This is a genomic window from Microbacterium sp. MMO-20, assembly GCF_037147735.1.
Lineage (GTDB): Bacteria > Actinomycetota > Actinomycetes > Actinomycetales > Microbacteriaceae > Microbacterium.
Map to the genome: position 1 here is coordinate 161,392 of NZ_JBBCUU010000001.1, position 16,386 is coordinate 177,777.

Below are 16,386 nucleotides of genomic sequence, written 5' to 3' on the forward strand. Positions count from 1 at the left end.
GGCGACGCCGCACGCCGCACCGGTGATCACCCCGGGTAGGCTGGATGCCGTGACTGCCAGCCTTCCCGCCGGTGCCCATGCTCCGGGCGAGCGCCTGTCTGCCCAGCTGGGCCTGACTGAGCGCGTCCTCGCCGGGCCTCGTCTGCGGAGGCTTCTGGGCATCGTCGAATCGGGCCTCGACGAGGTCGAGCAGTCGCTCGCGCGCGAGCTCAAGGTCACCGATGCGCTCGCCGACGCCGCGACCCGCTACCTGTACGAGGCCGGCGGTAAGCGCGTGCGCCCGATGCTCACGCTCCTCACCGCGCAGCTCGGCGCGGGCACGACCGCGCACGTGATCGCGGGGGCCACCGCGCTCGAGATGACGCATCTCGGCTCGCTCTACCATGACGACGTCATGGACGGCGCAGACGTGCGCCGCGGCGTCCCGAGCGCGCACGCCGTCTGGGGCAACAACGTCGCGATCCTCACCGGAGACCTCCTCTTCTCGCGCGCGAGCCAGCTCATGGCGCAGATCGGCGAGCGCGCGATCCGGCTGCAGGCCGACACGTTCGAGCGGCTCGTGCTCGGCCAGATGCACGAGACGGTCGGTCCGCAGGCGGGCGATGACCCGGTGGAGTTCTACCTGCAGGTGCTCTCCGACAAGACGGGGTCGTTGATCGCGGCATCCGCTCAGGCCGGCGCGCTCTTCTCCGACGCGCCCGACGCGTATGTGCAGCCGGTGCTCGAGTACGGCGAGAAGGTCGGCGTCGCGTTCCAGCTCCTCGACGACGTCATCGACCTGTCGGCCGATGCGGGGGCGACGGGCAAGGTTCCCGGCACGGACCTGCGTGCGGGCGTCCCGACGATGCCGTCGCTGCTGCTCGCGCGGGCCTCAGACCCGGCATCCCGCTCTCTCAAGGCCACGATCGACGATGGTGTTCTCCGGATCGCCGACGGCGCCGACCCGGCGATCCTCGACGACGCGATCGCGCAGTTGCGCGACCACCCCGCGACGGCAGAGACCCGCCGCCAGGCGTATGCGTGGGCGGATGCCGCCGTCGCCGCCCTCGACCCGCTGCCGACGGGAGCGGTGCGCGACGCGCTGGTGAAGCTCTCGCAGGTCATCGTCGACCGCTCCAGCTGACGCGGCCGCGCGTCGACACGGCATGCCCGCTCGCGGGCTCACCGACCGGATACACACGAAGGATGAGACACCCATGACCAAGCTCAGGCTGGCCATCGTCGGCGCGGGTCCCGCCGGCATCTACGCCGCGGACATCCTGCTGAAGGCGGAGCGCAAGTTCGACGTGTCGATCGACCTGTTCGACCACCTGCCTGCGCCCTACGGGCTCGTCCGCTACGGCGTCGCGCCGGATCACCCGCGCATCAAGGGCATCATCACGGCGCTGCGCGACGTGCTCGATCGTGGCGACATCCGCATCTTCGGCAACGTCCGGTTCGGCGAGGACATCACCCTCGACGACCTCAAGCGCCACTACAACGCGGTCATCTTCGCGACCGGCGCGATCCGCGATGCCGCGCTCGACATTCCCGGCATCGACGCCGTCGGCTCCTACGGCGCCGCGGACTTCGTGAGCTGGTACGACGGGCACCCCGACTTCCCGCGCGAGTGGCCGTTGGATGCCGCGTCGGTCGGCGTCGTCGGGGTCGGCAACGTGGCCCTCGACGTCGCGCGCATCCTCGCGAAGCACGCCGAGGACCTGCTCCCCACCGAGATCCCCGCGAACGTGCAGGCGGGGCTCGAGGCATCCCCCGTCACCGACGTGCACGTGTTCGGCCGCCGCGGACCGGCGCAGGTGAAGTTCACACCGCTCGAGCTGCGTGAACTCGGAGAGCTGCGCGACGTCGACATGGTCGTCTACGACGAGGACTTCGACTACGACGAGGCCTCGCGGGCGGCGATCGCGTCCAACAAGCAGGTCATGGTGATCGACCGCGTGCTGCAGTCGTGGCGCACGCGCGAGTCCGTCAACAATCAGGGCGGGACGGCGTCGCGTCGTCTGCATCTGCACTTCTGGGCGAAGCCGGTCGAGGTGCGCACCGACGACACCGGACGCGTCGCGGCGCTCGTGTACGAGCGCACGCGCCCCGATGGGCAGGGCGGCGTCGAGGGGACGGGTGAACTCCGCGAGGTGCCGCTGCAGCAGCTGTATCGCGCGGTCGGCTACTTCGGTTCGCCGCTCGCGGGCGTGCCCTTCGACAAGAAGCACGGCGTGATCCCCAACCACGAGGGTCAGGTGCTCAAGAAGGAGTCGAACGAGCGTGTGCCCGGTGTGTACGCGACCGGCTGGATCAAGCGCGGACCCGTGGGGCTCATCGGTCACACGAAGTCGGATGCCATGGAGACGATCAGCCACCTGATCAACGACCAGGGCTCGTGGTGGAGCCCCGAGGATCCGTCGCCCGAGGCGATCCCGGCGCTCCTCGCGGAGCGCGGGGTGGTCTGGACCGACCTCGACGGCTGGCATCGCCTCGACGAGCACGAGATCGCCCTCGGCGCGCCGGTGGGCCGTGCCCGCATCAAGGTCGTCGACCGCGACGAGATGGTGCGGGTCTCGCGCGGCGAGTAGGTCGCACGGTTCGGGTGGCGCTCCCGGCTGGAGGCGAGCGCAGGCGGCTTGGCTAGGCTGGCGCCATGGCCGATCCGCAGACGTGGGCGCCCGACATCCTCGGTGCGCCCTTCGAGCAGGTCACCCTGCCGCTTGGAACGGATGCCGAGGGCGAGGTCGTGGCGACGCTCGTGCGCTCGCGTCCGCGCGCCGCGGCCCTCAAACCCCTCGCCGACGTCGACGTGCTGTACGTGCACGGATGGTCGGACTACTTCTTCCAGAAGGGCCTCGCCCGGTTCTGGAATCGACTCGGCGCGCGCTTCTACGCGCTCGACCTGCGCAAGTACGGTCGGAGCCTTCGCCCGGGGCAGACACCGGGCTATGTCGCGGACCTCGCGGAGTACGACGCCGACATCGGGGCCGCGCTCGAGGCGATCCGGCAGCACACGCGCGTCCCGCGCCGGCTCGTTCTCATGGGGCATTCCACGGGAGGGCTGACGCTCAGTCTCTGGTCTGCCCGCCACCCCGGGGAGGCGGCGGCAGTCGTGCTGAACAGCCCGTGGCTCGAGCTGCAGACCGGGGCCATCGGGCGCCAGGCGATCGCGCCCCTCGTCGCGGCGCGCGCCCGCTTCGATCCGCTCGGAACGCACCCGGTCGTCGACCTCGGCTTCTACACGCGCGCCCAGCACGAACTCGGCACCCTGCCCGACAGCCCCGACGGCTGGCGCCCCGAACGCGGCTTTCCGACCCATCCGGGGTGGCTCGCCGCGGTCATGGCGGGGCACCGCACGATCGCCGCCGGCGTCGACATCGACGCCCCCGTGCTCACGCTGCTCTCGACGGGGTACAGCTCCCCGCTGCAGTGGGTGCCGGCGATGACGGCGACCGACAGTGTGCTCGTCGTCGACGACATCGCGCGGGCGGCGACGCGGCTCGGCCGGCGCGTCGGCATCCAGCGCATCCCCGACGCGATCCACGACGTCTTCCTATCGGCTCCGGCCGCGCGGACGGCCGCCTACGCCGCGCTCGAGGCGTGGCTGCTCACCGGGGCGGTGCCGCGCGCGATCTGACGCGCGGCGCCGCGCCGGTGCCCCCCCGGCCCTCGGTGCCCCCGGCCCTCGGTGCCCCCGGCCCCCGGTGCCTCCGGCAGCCGCCCCCGGACGGCTGCCTCCCACCTCACGCGGCGCGCGTGCGTGCTCCTTCGCCCCGCAGCCGCCGGTAGGGGTGATCCTGCACGCGCTTCGTCGCGTCGGTGATGAGCGCTGCGCCGGGCTTCGACTTCCGGGCGAGCGACATCAGCCAGGCCGTCGTGCGCGCGGCGGAGCGCAGGTTCATCGGGCGTCCGTCGATGCCGTAGAGCAGGCGCGCCCAGTCGGGCAGGATGCTCAGCACGCCGTCCTGCACGATGATCGTCGTCCACGTCGTGAGCGGATTGCCGCGCAGCGCGGGCTTGCGCAGGCCGCGGGTGACCTCGGCCGCTTCGACACTGAGCGAGAGCCATGACGTCTGCCCGTTGATGTAGGCGTCGAGCTCCGCCCAGGTGCGGGGGAGGAGCGTCTCGTCCTCGATGCCGATGAGGCGGGCGGCGGCGAGCTGCTCGACGATGAACTGCTCCACCTCGGCATCCGTCAGGGGGACACCGAAGGCGCGGCTCGCGCACACGAGGGCGTAGACGAAGGTGTTGTGCGTCCATGCGAGCCACTGCGGGGTGTCCGCGCGCAGCTCCTCGCCCGTGGCCGGGTCGGTCCAGCGGGCGTGCGCGTGCATGCGCCGCACGACCTCGCTGGCCTTGTCGGCGTGCGCCTTGTCGCCGAACACGACGGTCTCGAAGTAGCGGCCGGTGCGTTCGTCGCGACCTGTGGCATCCTCGTGCGATGCGGTCGCGTTGTAGAACACGCGCATCATATAGGGGTTCAGTGCCTGGAGCAGCAGCGCGGCCATGCCGCCCAGCTTGGATGCCGGGTCGGCGAAGACGCGCCACGAGATGCTGTCGGGGGTGAAGTAGCCGTCGTGCGTCTCGGTCGACGGCGCGGGCAGGTCGGTCGTGCTCATGAGGACTCCAAGAAGGGGGATCAAGTCCAAGTTTGGACTCAATACAAGGTTTTACCATGGGCTCATGGCTGAGGAGGGGCTGCGCGAGCGCAAGAAGCGCCAGACCGAGAACGCGATCGAGCTCGCGGCGGTGCGGATCGCCCTGCGCGATGGGTTCGCGGCGGCGACAGTGCGCGACATCTGCGCGCTCGCCGACGTCTCGCGCGCGACGTTCTTCAATTACATGCCGACGCGCGAGGCCGCGATCTTCGGCAAGCCGATCGAACTCATCGAAATGGATGCCGCGGAGCAGGCGCTCGCCGAGGCATCCATCACTGACGCCGTCAGCGCCGTCTACGTGCTGCTGCTCGCCTCCGTCGGGCACACACGGATGAACCCGGCCGTCGCGCGCGGGCGCGCACGGCTCGCGATGGAGCAGCCCGGCGCGCTGGAGCTGATCAAGAACCAGTACGCGCGTATCAGCACGCAGCTCACCGCCTTCCTCGGCGGGTGGCTGGCCGCGCGCCCCGAGTGTCGGCGGCTGCCCGAGGCGAGCCCGCTCGACGAGGCGTCGCTGGCGGTCGGCATCGGCATGACCGCGATGGGAGCCGTCTTCGCCGCACAGGAGGATGCCGAGGCTGATGTCGACCTCTCGGCCGCGGTCTTCCACGCTCAGCTCGACGCGATCCGGCGGCTCGCCGCGGCGGGGGAGTGAGCGTGAGAAGCGCCGGCCCTCAGCGCCCGAGCGGGTCGGGGTGGGTGAGGCGCCACCAGTCGGTGGGCGGCTCGATGGCGCCCCGCACGCGGAGAGCCGCCGTCGTCGATGCGGCGCCCGCCGTCCAGGTGACCGTGCCGACGCGCTCGCCGTCGCGGTACTCGGTCGGGTTCGTCAGCTCGGTCGAGACGGCGATCGGTGTGTCCGACCACGTGCGGATCGCCGCGGCATCCGCGACGACGAGCTGTGCGGAACCGCCCCACGCGGTCTTGTACGACCCGACGACCATTCCGGCCTCGACCAGCGCGACGGTGTGGAAGCCTCCGCGGATGCTGCCGAGCAGACGCAGCACCGCGGCATCCTGCGCCTCACGCGTCGTCCCGCCCAGAGTCGCGCCGACGATCGACAGCGGCTCGCCGGCACCGACGTCGAGGCTGGCGGTGAACAGCAGCGCGAACGTGCCCTGGCCGAGGTTTCCCGTTTTGAGTCCGGTGATGCCGTCCTGACCGAGCAGCGTGTTCGTGTTGAGGAGCTCGCCCGGCCCGGGCAGCGTCATGCGCTCGGTGCCCGCGATGGCGCTGATCGTCGGGTCGGCTGCGGCGAGTTGCGCGATGCGCAGCAGGTCGCGCGGTGTGCTCGTATTGCGGTCGTCGAGTCCGGTCGGTTCGACGATCGTAGTCCCGGACAGCCCTTCGCGACTGAGGAAGTCTCGCGTGGCGGCGAGGAATGCCCCGCGCGATCCGAACGCCCACGTCGACACGGCGTCGGCGTAGTTGCTCGCCGACGGGATGAGCATCGTCGCGAGCGCGTCGTGCAGCGACATCGAACTGCCGGTCGGCATCTCGGCGACCGCGGCATCCTGCACGTAGTACGCGTCGTAGAGGTCGTGATCCGCCTTGCCGAAGGTGATCGTCGGCCCCGGGTCGGCGGCGTCGGCGAGCGGGTGCGCGTCGAGCACGACGAGAGCCGTGATGATCTTGCTGAGGCTCGCGATCGGCTGCGGCTCGTCGGGGCCGGCGGTGAGACGGAGTCCGTCCGCGCCCAGGTAGTCGGGCGCGCCGATCACGAGTGCAGCGGTCGCCCCCTCGCCGGGGCGGTCGATCGAGACCGGGGCGCCCGCCGTTCCCTCGAGCGTGCGCGAACTCGCCGTCGGCGCCGGCAGCGGCGCGTGGAGGGCCCAGGTGACGTATCCAGCGATAGATGCCGCGATCACGAGCACCACGACAGTCACGATGATCAGGGTGCGACGGACCCGGCGCCGGCGCAGGGCGCGCGCAGCGGGGTCGGGCGCGGCTCGCTCCTCGGCGTCGAAGAGGTCGATCAGGTCGTTCGTGGAGGTCATCCGCGAGCTCCGCCGGCCATGCTCACCGATGCGTGGCGGCCTTGGTTGACCGCTGCGATCACGAACATCGCGATTCCCGTCGCGATCATCCACGCGGCGAAGATCACGCCGGCCGTCAGCGGGGCGACTCCGATCGCCGCATCGAGTCCGCTACCGAGCGAGAGGACGCGCCCCGTTTCGCACGCGAGGGCGACCGTGTACACGGCGACGCAGCCGAGGAGCATGACCGCGCTCCGGGTGGGGCGAGCGCGATGGGCGCGCGCTCGGTGCCAAGCGATGAGGCCGAGCGTCGACGCGCCGATGACGGCGACCGTCACGGCGACGATGATCACCGTGGTTCCGAGCGTGGTCAGCCCATCGCGAAGCGCGCTGGCGCAGAAACTCGTCCGGTTCCGCCCCCAGTCGCTGTGCGCGTTCGCGCAGTGGGCGCGGTACAGGTACGCGTCGATGAGCGTCGGCGACGCGGCCGCGACGGCACCGCCGAGAAGGAGGCCCCACCCCCACCCGGTGAGCGTTCCGCGTCGTCGCACGCTCTCGGCCAGGACTTACCGGTAGTTGACGAACTGCAGGTCGACGTCGAGGTCGGCGGCCTTGAGCAGACGCTGGACCTCCTGCAGGTCGTCGCGCGACTTCGACTGCACGCGCAGCTCGTCGCCCTGGATCTGCGACTTCACCGACTTCGGGCCCTCGTCACGGATCATCTTGGAGATCTTCTTCGCATCCTCCGACGAGATGCCCTCCTTGAGCGTGGAGGTGATGCGGTACTCCTTGCCGGATGCCTGGGGGTCGCCCGAGTCGAGCGACTTCAGCGAGATGCCGCGCTTGATGAGCTTCGACTGGAAGACGTCGAGCACCGCCTTCGCGCGCTCTTCGCTGTTCGCTTTGATGAGGATCGCCTCTCCCGACCAGTCGATCGAGGCATCCGTGCCCTTGAAGTCGTAGCGCTGCTCGACCTCCTTGCGTGCCTGGTTGAGCGCGTTGTCCGCTTCCTGGCGGTCGATCTTGGAGACGATGTCGAAAGAGCTGTCGGCCATGACGTTCAATCTACCCTGGCCCTTCGCCGGTGGTCGGGCTTGGGGCTGCGCGAGCGCTCGCGCGCACGAAAGCTGCCCGCGCTGCCGAAAGATGTGCCGCGCGCGCAGCCTTCGACCACGCGAGTGCCGCCGCGGCAGGACGGATGCCGTGCCTGTCCTGCTGCGTCCGTGGACTGCGTCGGCGCCTCGGCGATCGAGCACCGCCACGGGACGGCATGGATGTCTTACTGGCTCGGAGCTTCCTCGCGACCCGAGAAGTCGTCATCGCGGCGTGACCTCGCCGAGGCGGGAACCTCGACGAGGTGGAACCGGCGTCCACTCGGCTCCAAACGGGTCCACACCGGGAGCAGATGCGGATCGCTGACTTGCCCGTCGAACTCCACCGCCTCGATGCCGCGCTCGGCAAGGACGTCGAGCGACCGGCGGATGCAGCCCTCGACCAGGCGCTCCCCGTCGGAAGTGTGGCGTCGCGTCGTCTCGGCGGTGAGGATCGGCGACTCGGTGTCGTGGTAGACCAGACAGGTCGCGGCGATCTGACCAGAGACGACGGCGATCGAACTCGCCTCGGCATCCAGTTCGGTCGATCTGGCAGACCTGGTTGGACGTCGCCGGGGCGCCCCGTCCGCCGGTCGAGTTCTGGGAGATCCTGATCGATCTGCTCCCCGGGGATGCCGTGGTTCGATCGCACCGCGAGCGCGGTCGGAGATCCGATCGACGCCGCTGAGGTGACTCGACTCGACCGCGGGCGATTTCGAACGGCCATGCAGACGACCCCCGCCAATCGCGCCTGGCTGTCGCAGCTGGCCGCTCGCGGGCTGCGGGGTGCCTGGTTCCACGGCATCCCGCACGTGCTGACCGCCGGGCCGGTGCCCCTGGAGGGCGCGAGGATCATCTCGTGGGATGCCGTGCCAGAGGCATCCGACTAAGCAGTCGGTGCGACCTCCGGCCAGCCCGGCTTCACCGCGCGGTCGTCCGTGCGACGGAGCTCGCCCGTCCAGGCGTGGATCGGGCTGCCGTCGCGGTCGGGGAGGAGGCCCGTCTGGGCGCCCGTGAAGCGGAAGCCCGTCTTGGCGGCCACCCGGAGGGATGCCGTGTTCCCGAACGTGCACTCCCACCGCACCCGGTCGAGGTCTGTGCGGGCGAAGGCGGCGTTGATAACGGCGGCGAGGGCTTCCGGCAGGATGCCACGACCGCGGAAGGGTGCGCCCAGCCAGTACCCGACCATGCCGCCCCGCAGCCGCACGCCCACGACGCCGAGGAGTGGGGCCGTGCCGCGCTCGCGGATCGCCCACGTCCACTCCGAATCGTCCGCCCAGCCGTCCGGCACGTAGTGGTCCACGAAGCCCACGGCGTCCTCGCGCCGATACGGCCACGGCGTCAGCATGAACCGCTCGAACACGGGCTCGGTGCAGTACCCGGCGATCGCGTCGACATCGGCATCCGTCGGCTGATCGAGCGTCAGGCCGGCGGTCTCGAGCGTGAAGGGCGACATTCCCCGATCCTACGGAACCGTCAGTGCGCGACCACCGGCTCGGGGGCGCTCTGGCCATCGCCCGCCCCGGTGCCCGCCGCACGGGCGGCCGCTCTCTGCGCGTTGTCCGCCCTCGTGCGGAAAAGCACCGCGGCGATGACCGCCCCCGCGACGTAGAACATGCCCGACCAGAAGTAGGCCGCGGCGAATCCGGCGATCGCGCCGTCGGCGACGACCGACGGCGTCGGCGGCACATGCGCGGTGAGGTAGGCGTGGTCGTCGTCGCGGCGATCGTGTACAGCAGGGCGAGTCCCAACCGTCGGTATCGGCCTTCGAGAAGCCGAACACGATCCCGAACAGTCCGCCCGACACGAGGAGCGTGCCCGGAATGTCGAGGCGAGGTCGCGGTCCGTCGCGATCGATGCGCGGAACGAGCCAGATCGCCCAGGCGATCGCGAGGATCGCGATCGGGATGTTGATGTAGAGGTTCCAGCGCCAGTCGAGCTGCTGGGTGAGGATGCCGCCCAACAAGAGCCCGAGCGCGCCACCGGCCCCGGCGATGGCGCCGAAGACGCCGAAGGCGCGGGAGCGCTCCTTGGGGATCGTGAAGGTCGTCGTGAGGACCGCAAGGGCCGTCGGTGCGAGCAGCGCGCCGAATGCGCCCTGGAGCGCCCGCGCGACGACGAGGGTTGTGAAGTCGGGTGCTCTCCGAGTACGGCTACGACGGCATGACCATCGAGATGGTCGCGAACCGCGCGAAGGCGGGCAAGGCGACCCTGTACCGGCGTTGGCCGTCGAAGGCGGAGCTCGTCCTCGACGCCGTTGTGTGCATGAAGAAGGCCGACGTCGACCTCGACGCCCTCCCCGACACGGGCACGCTGCGCGGAGATCTCGTCGCGATGATCCGCCCGCCCTCCGTCCAGCAGGGGCAGAAGAAGATTCAGATCATGGCGGGCCTTGTCTCGATGCTCTCCCGTGCACCCGAACTCGGTGACGCGCTCGAGCAGGCGCTCGTCGCGCCGCGCGTCGCCGCGAACCGCCTGTTGATCGAGCGCGCGATCGCCCGGGGCGAGGTCAGCAACGATCCTGCACCCGACATCGACTTCGTCAGCTCGGTCGCCACGGCGATGATCTCCTACCGCGTGATCATGCTGCGCAAGCCCATCACGCAGGAGTTCCTCATCAAGATCATCGACGACCTCGTGCTGCCCGCCCTCGGGCTGCCGCGCGGCGCGTGACCGGCGACGGCCCGAGGCCCGCGCGACGCTTCTAGACTGGGCGGATGCAGGCGCTGACCGAAGACCAGGTCCGCGCGGCGCTCGTCAATGCGTCGCCCGAGGAGCGCGACCGGCTCACCGTGCCGATGTCGTTCGTGCTCGCCGACTGGGATCACCTCGACTTCTTCGCATGGCCGGATCCCGACAACCGCGGGCGCGGCTACGTCGTCGTCGAGCGCGGCGGCGTGCCGACCGGGGTGGTCCTGCGCGCGGCATCCGGTGCTCGTTCGCGGGCGGCGATGTGCAATCTCTGCCACACGATGCAGCCCGGCAACCAGGTGGCGCTGTTCACCGCGCGGCGTGCCGGTGACGCGGGTGAGCGCGGCGACAGCGTCGGCACCTACGTCTGCGCGGACCTCGGATGCCACGAGAACGTGCGGCTCGCCGCCCCCCTCGCGCCGAGCGAAGTCCGCGCGAGCGTCGACCGCCGCATCGACGGCACGCGCCGCCGTGTCGAGGCATTCGTCGAACGCGTCGTCGCGCCCGAATAGGCGTCAGCCGCGCCCGGGGGAGACGTTGGATTTTGCACCGGCGCGCGTCGGGCTAAGATAGGTGATCGCGCCTCCGCTCGACTGAACAAGCCGGTCGGGTGCGCACTTGGCGAGTTACCCAAGCGGCCAAAGGGATCTGACTGTAAATCAGCCGTCTTCGACTTCGGGGGTTCGAATCCCTCACTCGCCACTCGGGAGAAATCCCAGACAGAGAAGGAGAAGCGCCCCTCACGGATATGTCCGGAGGGGCGCTTTTTCCGTCCGTGTCAGCCGAGTTCGTCGCGACGTCGCGGGTGCTGCGGAATCGACTCTGTCAGGATGGGGGTGATGCCACCCGGCGAAGGGACCGTCATGTCACAACCGATCACCTCACCCGAGTCCAGCAAGATCCTGCGCGCGTCGCTCTGGGTCGCGATCGGAGCGCTCATCGCGGCGGCGCTCGTCTGCGTCGTCTGGGTGCTCATCGGCGACGACAACGGCATCATCGGCAAGGCGTTCCTCACGATCCTGCTCCTCGCCGGCTTCGCGGGCGTCGCGATCATCGAATCGCAGCTCGCCTCCCGCCGCCCCGCCTGGCTCGCGCTCACGAGCATGGTCGCTTGGGTGCTGACGCTTCTGATCGGCGCATTCCTGATCTGGATGCCGACGAGCGGCCAGTTCGGCGTCGGAGCCGAACGGTTCTTCCGCTTCGTGCTGATCGTGCTCATCATCCAGGGTGCGCTGCTGCACGTGCGGCTGTTCCTCGCGGCATCCCTGCGGCACCAGACGACCTTCACGACGGTCGTGACCTACGTGACCATCGGCCTCGTCGGGATCCTCGCCGTCATGCTCGTCGTGCCGCTCGTCGCGCAGGAGGCCGTCGACTTCCGCCCGCTGTACTGGCGTGTCGTCGTCGCGCTCGCGATCCTCGCCGCCGTCGGGACGGCGCTCGTCCCGCTCGTGAACGCGCTCCTCGCGCCCAAGCGTCCGCGCGCGCCGCTGTCTGCGCCGTATGGAGCAATCGCGCCGGCGCCGTACGGAACCGTCCCCTCTGGGCCCCCCGCTCAGCAGCCCTACGGCCACGGCGCACCGCAGCCGTACGCCGCTCAGGCGCCGCTGCCGTGGCCGACCTTCGCCGACGCTGTCACGCCGCTGCCCGCGCTCCCCGACGGCAGCCCCGACTGGAATGCGTACTACACGGGTGTGCCCAGTCATCCGCAGCACAGCACGCCTGCGCTCCCCGCGACGCCGGCTGCGGAACCGAGCGCCGCGCCCTGGTACCAGGGCTATCCGCCTCCGCCGCCCGTGCCGCCGCAGGACCCGCGCGCGCAGGCCTGACGCATGGTGGATGCCGACGAACTGCAGCAGCTCGCCGTCGACATCGCGCGCGAGGCGGGTGCCCTCGCACGCCGTCGTCGCGACGACGGCGTGCGCATCGCGGCGACGAAGTCGGCGCTCGCCGACATCGTCACCGAGGCCGACCGCGAGGTCGAACAGCTGATTCGCGATCGCCTCACTCAGGCACGTCCCGACGACGGCTTCCTCGGCGAGGAGTCGGGTGCCGAGCGCGGCACGAGCGGGGTGACCTGGGTCGTCGACCCCATCGACGGAACGGTCAACTACGCCTACGGCATCCCCCACTACGCCGTCTCGATCGCCGCCGTCAGCGGCGAGCCGACGCCGGAGGCGTGGACCGCCGAGACCGGCGTCGTCTACACGCCGGCGGTCGACGAGCTCTTCCACGCGACCCGTGGTGGGGGTGCGTGGCTCGGCTCGCAGCGGCTGGCTGTGTCGACGGTCGCGGATGCCGGTGCCCTGCTCGCCACCGGGTTCGGCTACGACCCGGCGACGCACGCCGGCGATCTCGAGCGCGTGCGGCGAGTCATGCCGCTCGCACGAGATATCCGTCGTGCGGGCGCGGCCTCGCTCGACCTGGCGTTCGTCGCTGCGGGCCGACTGGACGGCTACTTCGAGCGCGGACTCCGGCCGTGGGATCACGCGGCGGGTGCGCTGCTCGTCGCCGAGGCAGGCGGCGTTGCGACGGGTGCGCCGCAGGGCCGGCCCGGGCGCGAGATGACGATCGCGGCGAACGCGGACCTCGCCGCGCGACTCTCATCAGCGATATACCGCTAGCGTTCATCGCATTCCCAGCCGGTCGGCTGTAGTGTTTACCCGATCGTTACTTTCGTCGCCCGAACGGCGGAATCGATCACGACCCGACGACCTTGCCGCGTGCCCCCGCGCGGCCGGACGAGAGCTCTGCGATTTGACCTTCGAAGCCCCGCTGGCTGACGCCGCGCCCCCCACGCGCCGCTCCAGCCGCCGACCCGTCGTGCCCGCGCCGGCGGAGGAGGGTGTTCCGCTCACCCGTGCCGAGCTGCGCCGTCGCGCTGCGGCTGCACAGGATGCCGCGGCCCGCGAGCCGTCGCACGAGGCGCCGCGGACCGCTGATGGGCCGAGGGGCGCTTCGTCCGTCGAGCCGACCATCGCAGAGACGGTGGTCGCCGACGTGGCGGCGGCGATCATGGCTGAGTCGGTCGGCGCTGCACCCCAGCCGAGCGCGCGACGCCGGCTGCGACAGGCCGCCCAGGAGGTCTTCGCTCAGGTCGCCGCCCCGCTCGAAACCGCTACACCCGCCGACGTCGCCCCCGCGACTCCCGGTGCGTCGTTCGTCGCCTCATCCGCCGCGCCCTGCGATCACGACGATTTCGACTTCGCGGCCAAGCTCTTCTCCTTCACGGGAGAGACTCCGCTTCCGACGGTGACCGTCGCGGATGCCGCGCCCGCGGCACCGCGCGCAGCGGCATCGATCGCGGACGTGGCGCAGCGCCGCGCCCGCCGTGGGGTGGTCGCCTTCCAGCGCGTCGCCGCGGCATCCTTCTCCATCGGCGTCATGTCGATCGTGGGCCTCCTCGCTGTCGGCACGACGACGCCCGCCGAGGCGCTCGCGCCGTCATCCGTCACGACGGCCGACCTCACAGCCGCCGGATCGACGAGCGCGAAGCGCGACAGCGGCGAGATCCAGGCATTCGTCGCGAGCGACGCCGCCCAGCCGGCTGCCCTCGACCGTCCTGAAGGCTATGGCGTCGCATCGATGGCCGACCTCGCCGCGGAGTCGGGTGTCACGATCTTCGCCAGCGCCGCGCAGGGAACCTGGGTCAACAACCCGTCGGCCAGCATTCAGTGGCCCTTCCCTGTCGGCGTGCCGATCTCGGCAGCCTATGGATCGTCGTCGTACCTCGCCGAGTTCTCCTCCGCGCACAGCGGCACCGACCTCACCCCCGGTGAGGGTGCCGAGATCCACGCCGTCGCGGCCGGCACCGTCCGTATCGCGACTGAAGCCGGCGGCGACTACGGCGTCACGGTCGTGATCGACCACATCATCGACGGCCAGCTCGTCTCGACCCGCTACGGCCACATGCAATACGGCTCACTGCAGGTCACGCAGGGCGAGAAGGTCACGGCCGGTCAGGTCATCGGCAAGGTCGGCCAGACCGGCAAGGCGACGGGGCCGCATCTGCACCTCGAGGTTCTGCTGAACGGCACGACCACCACCGACCCCATGCCGTGGCTGTACGAGCACACGACGGGCACCCACACCGTCGGTTGACGGTTCGAGGGGATGCCGCGGCTCTGGTATCCTCTTCTAGTTGCCTGCTCGCAGGTTCAACGCCCCGATAGCTCAGTGGCAGAGCACTTCCATGGTAAGGAAGGGGTCGTCAGTTCAATCCTGACTCGGGGCTCGCATGTCACGGTTTACGCCGCGACAATCGCGGCAGGGTAGCTCAGTTGGTGAGAGCGCACGACTCATAATCGTGAGGTCGCGGGTTCAAGCCCCGCTCCTGCTACCGCAGAGGTAAGGCACTCGTCTTACGCGCACAATTCGACGGGGGCTTCACCCGTCTGCACGGCGTCGCTCCATCAGAACGGTGTCGCGCCATTTCCCCGTCCACGGACCGTATGTCATGAGCGCGATGCGCTCCCTCTGACCCACGCGGCGGAAACCCGCCCGCTCGTGGAGTGCGAGGCTCGCGTGGTTCTCCGAAAAGATGCTCGACTGGACCGTCCACACTCCTGCGGCGTCCATCGCCGCGAGAAATGAGTCCAGGAGCGCTCGACCGACGCCACCACCGCGAACGTGCCGTCGACGCGGCGATCCAGCCGATCACGTCGCCATCGGTGTCGACGGCGACGAGCCGACCCGCCTTCAGCTTCCCGGCGTCGAATGTGTCCCAGGGCGGCGGATCCGCTTCGAAACTCGCGTTGCCGGTTGCGAGGCCCTCGCGGTAGACGGCTTCGACGGTCGGCCAGTCCTCGGGTCGCATCGCACGGATGCCGGGAGCGCTCATGGGCGGAGTGCGCTCACAGCCTGGTCGAGCGTTTCCGTGACGACGCGGAAGTACGCCCAGCGGCCGCGCTGCTCACGCGTCGCAAGGCCGGCGTCTACGAGCAGTTTCATGTGATGGGAAACGGTGGGCTGAGACAATCCGACCGGCTCTGTGAGATCGCAGATGCACGCTTCCCCGTCGCGCGATGCTGCGATCAGTGACAGCAGGCGCACCCGCGTGGGGTCGCCGAGGGCCTTGAAGGTGCGGGCGATCGAGTCCGCTTCCGCAACGGTCAGTGCATCGGCGGGAGGGGTCGCGCGGCACTCAGCGGCATCGGCGGGGAGGAGCGGTAGCGACTTCGGCATGCTTCGATTGTGCCCCTCGTATTGACATCTGTCGATCTATGCTCGACTCTTTATCCATTGATAGGCGTCGATATGAGGAGGTCTCGTGCGAGATGACACGCTGCCGGTGGTGGTGATCGGTGCGGGTCCGCAGGGGCTGGCGGCCGCCGCTCACGCCGTCGAGCGAGGGCTGCCTGTCCTCGTGCTGGAGGCGGGGAGCACACCGGGGTATGCGGGGGCGCCGGGCTGTTCGACGCGTCAGGTGCCTCGCCGGGTGGCGCCTGCTGCGCCCCGCCCGCGCAACTCATCTCGCTCACCCCGAAGACTCCCGTCCGCGCATGACCCGAAGTGAGGAACACCATGACCGAGCCCGCCAAACCCGCCGTCCTCTTCGTCTGCGTGCACAATGCCGGTCGCTCGCAGATGGCCGCCGGCTACCTCCGTGCCTTGGCGGGTGATCGCATCGATGTCTTCTCCGCGGGAAGCGAACCGGGCGACGCGATCAACCCCGCGGCCGTCGCTGTCATGGCGGAGGAAGGCATCGACCTCTCTCGCGCGACACCGCAGATCCTCACGACGGATGCCGTGCGCCAGGCGGATGTCGTCATCACGATGGGATGTGGGGACGCCTGCCCGATCTTCCCCGGCAAACGCTACGAAGACTGGCAACTCACCGACCCGGCCGGTCAGCCCGTCGACGTCGTCCGAGACGTTCGCGACGACATCAAGGCGCGGGTGCAGGAGCTCATCCGCAGCCTGAGCTAGCAACCGAGGCGTGGAGTGCGAGCGCACGGACGGCATGCGCCGCTATCGTCGGAGGTGTCC

18 protein-coding genes, 3 tRNA genes and 3 pseudogenes are annotated in these 16,386 nt (G+C 70.2%); 15 read left to right on the plus strand and 9 right to left on the minus strand.

The genetic code is table 11. The features are described from left to right. Positions 1-49: 49 nt before the first annotated feature. From WFI52_RS00870 to WFI52_RS00880, 3 genes are all read left to right on the plus strand, one after another. Positions 50-1,123, plus strand: a complete 1,074-nt coding sequence (locus WFI52_RS00870; protein WP_336625455.1) for a polyprenyl synthetase family protein — start codon at positions 50-52, stop codon at positions 1,121-1,123. A gap of 73 nt (positions 1,124-1,196) precedes the next feature. Then, positions 1,197-2,570 carry an FAD-dependent oxidoreductase gene (locus WFI52_RS00875; RefSeq protein ID WP_336625454.1) on the plus strand — a complete coding sequence of 458 codons (1,374 nt, stop codon included), beginning with the start codon at positions 1,197-1,199 and terminating at the stop codon, positions 2,568-2,570. A 65-nt stretch (positions 2,571-2,635) separates the two neighbouring features. Beyond that, the gene (locus tag WFI52_RS00880) at positions 2,636-3,619 is read left to right on the plus strand and encodes an alpha/beta hydrolase (RefSeq protein ID WP_336625453.1); all 984 of its coding nucleotides are present in this window, start codon (positions 2,636-2,638) and stop codon (positions 3,617-3,619) included. A gap of 106 nt (positions 3,620-3,725) precedes the next feature. Here WFI52_RS00880 and WFI52_RS00885 read toward each other — a convergent pair whose 3' ends face one another. Next, positions 3,726-4,601 carry an oxygenase MpaB family protein gene (locus tag WFI52_RS00885; protein ID WP_336625452.1) on the minus strand — a complete coding sequence of 292 codons (876 nt, stop codon included), beginning with the start codon at positions 4,599-4,601 and terminating at the stop codon, positions 3,726-3,728. Positions 4,602-4,665: 64 nt separating this feature from the next. Here WFI52_RS00885 and WFI52_RS00890 point away from each other — a divergent pair, with 64 nt between their 5' ends. Next, on the plus strand, positions 4,666-5,295 hold the full coding sequence (locus WFI52_RS00890; RefSeq protein ID WP_336625451.1) for a TetR/AcrR family transcriptional regulator: 630 nt from the start codon (positions 4,666-4,668) through the stop codon (positions 5,293-5,295). Positions 5,296-5,314: 19 nt separating this feature from the next. Here the strand turns inward: WFI52_RS00890 and WFI52_RS00895 are convergent, their stop codons facing one another. Genes WFI52_RS00895 through WFI52_RS00905 form a run of 3 tightly spaced genes read right to left on the minus strand, consistent with a single transcriptional unit; the run spans position 5,315 to position 7,671 of the window. Then, positions 5,315-6,637 (minus strand): D-alanyl-D-alanine carboxypeptidase family protein, encoded by a 1,323-nt coding sequence (locus WFI52_RS00895; RefSeq protein ID WP_336625450.1) that lies wholly within the window; start codon positions 6,635-6,637, stop codon positions 5,315-5,317. Next, positions 6,634-7,167, minus strand: a complete 534-nt coding sequence (locus WFI52_RS00900; RefSeq protein ID WP_336625449.1) for a hypothetical protein — start codon at positions 7,165-7,167, stop codon at positions 6,634-6,636. Before WFI52_RS00900 ends, WFI52_RS00895 begins: the two co-directional genes overlap by 4 nt. A gap of 15 nt (positions 7,168-7,182) precedes the next feature. Next, on the minus strand, positions 7,183-7,671 hold the full coding sequence (locus tag WFI52_RS00905) for a YajQ family cyclic di-GMP-binding protein (protein ID WP_336625448.1): 489 nt from the start codon (positions 7,669-7,671) through the stop codon (positions 7,183-7,185). Between the two features lie 761 nt (positions 7,672-8,432). Between WFI52_RS00905 and WFI52_RS00910 the strand changes: the two genes are divergently transcribed. Next, positions 8,433-8,597 (plus strand): hypothetical protein, encoded by a 165-nt coding sequence (locus WFI52_RS00910; protein ID WP_336625447.1) that lies wholly within the window; start codon positions 8,433-8,435, stop codon positions 8,595-8,597. On the opposite strand, the gene WFI52_RS00915 is transcribed toward WFI52_RS00910, so the two are convergent. The 3 genes and pseudogenes from WFI52_RS00915 to WFI52_RS00925 all read right to left on the minus strand — a co-directional run. Continuing rightward, the gene (locus WFI52_RS00915; RefSeq protein ID WP_336625446.1) at positions 8,594-9,163 is read right to left on the minus strand and encodes a GNAT family N-acetyltransferase; all 570 of its coding nucleotides are present in this window, start codon (positions 9,161-9,163) and stop codon (positions 8,594-8,596) included. The genes WFI52_RS00910 and WFI52_RS00915 overlap by 4 nt on opposite strands. A 20-nt stretch (positions 9,164-9,183) precedes the next feature. After that, the gene (locus WFI52_RS00920) at positions 9,184-9,396 is read right to left on the minus strand and encodes a hypothetical protein (protein WP_336625445.1); all 213 of its coding nucleotides are present in this window, start codon (positions 9,394-9,396) and stop codon (positions 9,184-9,186) included. A gap of 202 nt (positions 9,397-9,598) precedes the next feature. Beyond that, positions 9,599-9,790 (minus strand): annotated as a pseudogene (locus tag WFI52_RS00925) (MFS transporter); the annotation flags it as partial. A 53-nt stretch (positions 9,791-9,843) separates the two neighbouring features. On the opposite strand from WFI52_RS00925, the gene WFI52_RS00930 reads away from it, so the two are divergent. From WFI52_RS00930 to WFI52_RS00965, 8 genes are all read left to right on the plus strand, one after another. Beyond that, a complete protein-coding gene (locus WFI52_RS00930) occupies positions 9,844-10,380 on the plus strand; it encodes a TetR/AcrR family transcriptional regulator (RefSeq protein ID WP_336625444.1) in 537 nt (178 codons plus the stop codon). 44 nt (positions 10,381-10,424) lie between these two features. Then, positions 10,425-10,910, plus strand: coding sequence for an FBP domain-containing protein (locus WFI52_RS00935; protein WP_336625443.1), 486 nt, complete (start codon positions 10,425-10,427; stop codon positions 10,908-10,910). 108 nt (positions 10,911-11,018) lie between these two features. Further along, positions 11,019-11,100: transfer RNA gene (locus WFI52_RS00940), tRNA-Tyr, on the plus strand. A gap of 161 nt (positions 11,101-11,261) precedes the next feature. Then, positions 11,262-12,227: a hypothetical protein gene (locus WFI52_RS00945; protein ID WP_336625442.1), complete on the plus strand. Its 966-nt coding sequence runs from the start codon at positions 11,262-11,264 to the stop codon at positions 12,225-12,227. Positions 12,228-12,230: 3 nt separating this feature from the next. Next, entirely contained in the window at positions 12,231-13,022 is a 792-nt protein-coding gene (locus tag WFI52_RS00950; RefSeq protein WP_336625441.1) for an inositol monophosphatase family protein, read from the plus strand. Positions 13,023-13,155: 133 nt separating this feature from the next. Next, positions 13,156-14,499 (plus strand): M23 family metallopeptidase, encoded by a 1,344-nt coding sequence (locus tag WFI52_RS00955; protein WP_336625440.1) that lies wholly within the window; start codon positions 13,156-13,158, stop codon positions 14,497-14,499. A gap of 61 nt (positions 14,500-14,560) precedes the next feature. After that, positions 14,561-14,632: transfer RNA gene (locus WFI52_RS00960), tRNA-Thr, on the plus strand. Positions 14,633-14,663: 31 nt separating this feature from the next. Continuing rightward, positions 14,664-14,737 (plus strand) — tRNA-Met (locus WFI52_RS00965). 47 nt (positions 14,738-14,784) lie between these two features. Here the strand turns inward: WFI52_RS00965 and WFI52_RS00970 are convergent. Together WFI52_RS00970 and WFI52_RS00975 are read right to left on the minus strand one after the other, a co-directional pair. Continuing rightward, positions 14,785-15,238: pseudogene (locus WFI52_RS00970) on the minus strand (GNAT family N-acetyltransferase). Next, positions 15,235-15,582: an ArsR/SmtB family transcription factor gene (locus tag WFI52_RS00975; RefSeq protein WP_336625439.1), complete on the minus strand. Its 348-nt coding sequence runs from the start codon at positions 15,580-15,582 to the stop codon at positions 15,235-15,237. Before WFI52_RS00975 ends, WFI52_RS00970 begins: the two are co-directional and overlap by 4 nt. 85 nt (positions 15,583-15,667) lie before the next feature. Here WFI52_RS00975 and WFI52_RS14170 point away from each other — a divergent pair. Then, a pseudogene (locus tag WFI52_RS14170) lies at positions 15,668-15,802 on the plus strand (FAD-dependent oxidoreductase); the annotation flags it as partial. A 119-nt stretch (positions 15,803-15,921) separates the two neighbouring features. Then, positions 15,922-16,326, plus strand: a complete 405-nt coding sequence (locus WFI52_RS00985; RefSeq protein ID WP_336625437.1) for an arsenate reductase ArsC — start codon at positions 15,922-15,924, stop codon at positions 16,324-16,326. The last annotated feature ends 60 nt before the right edge of the window (positions 16,327-16,386 follow it).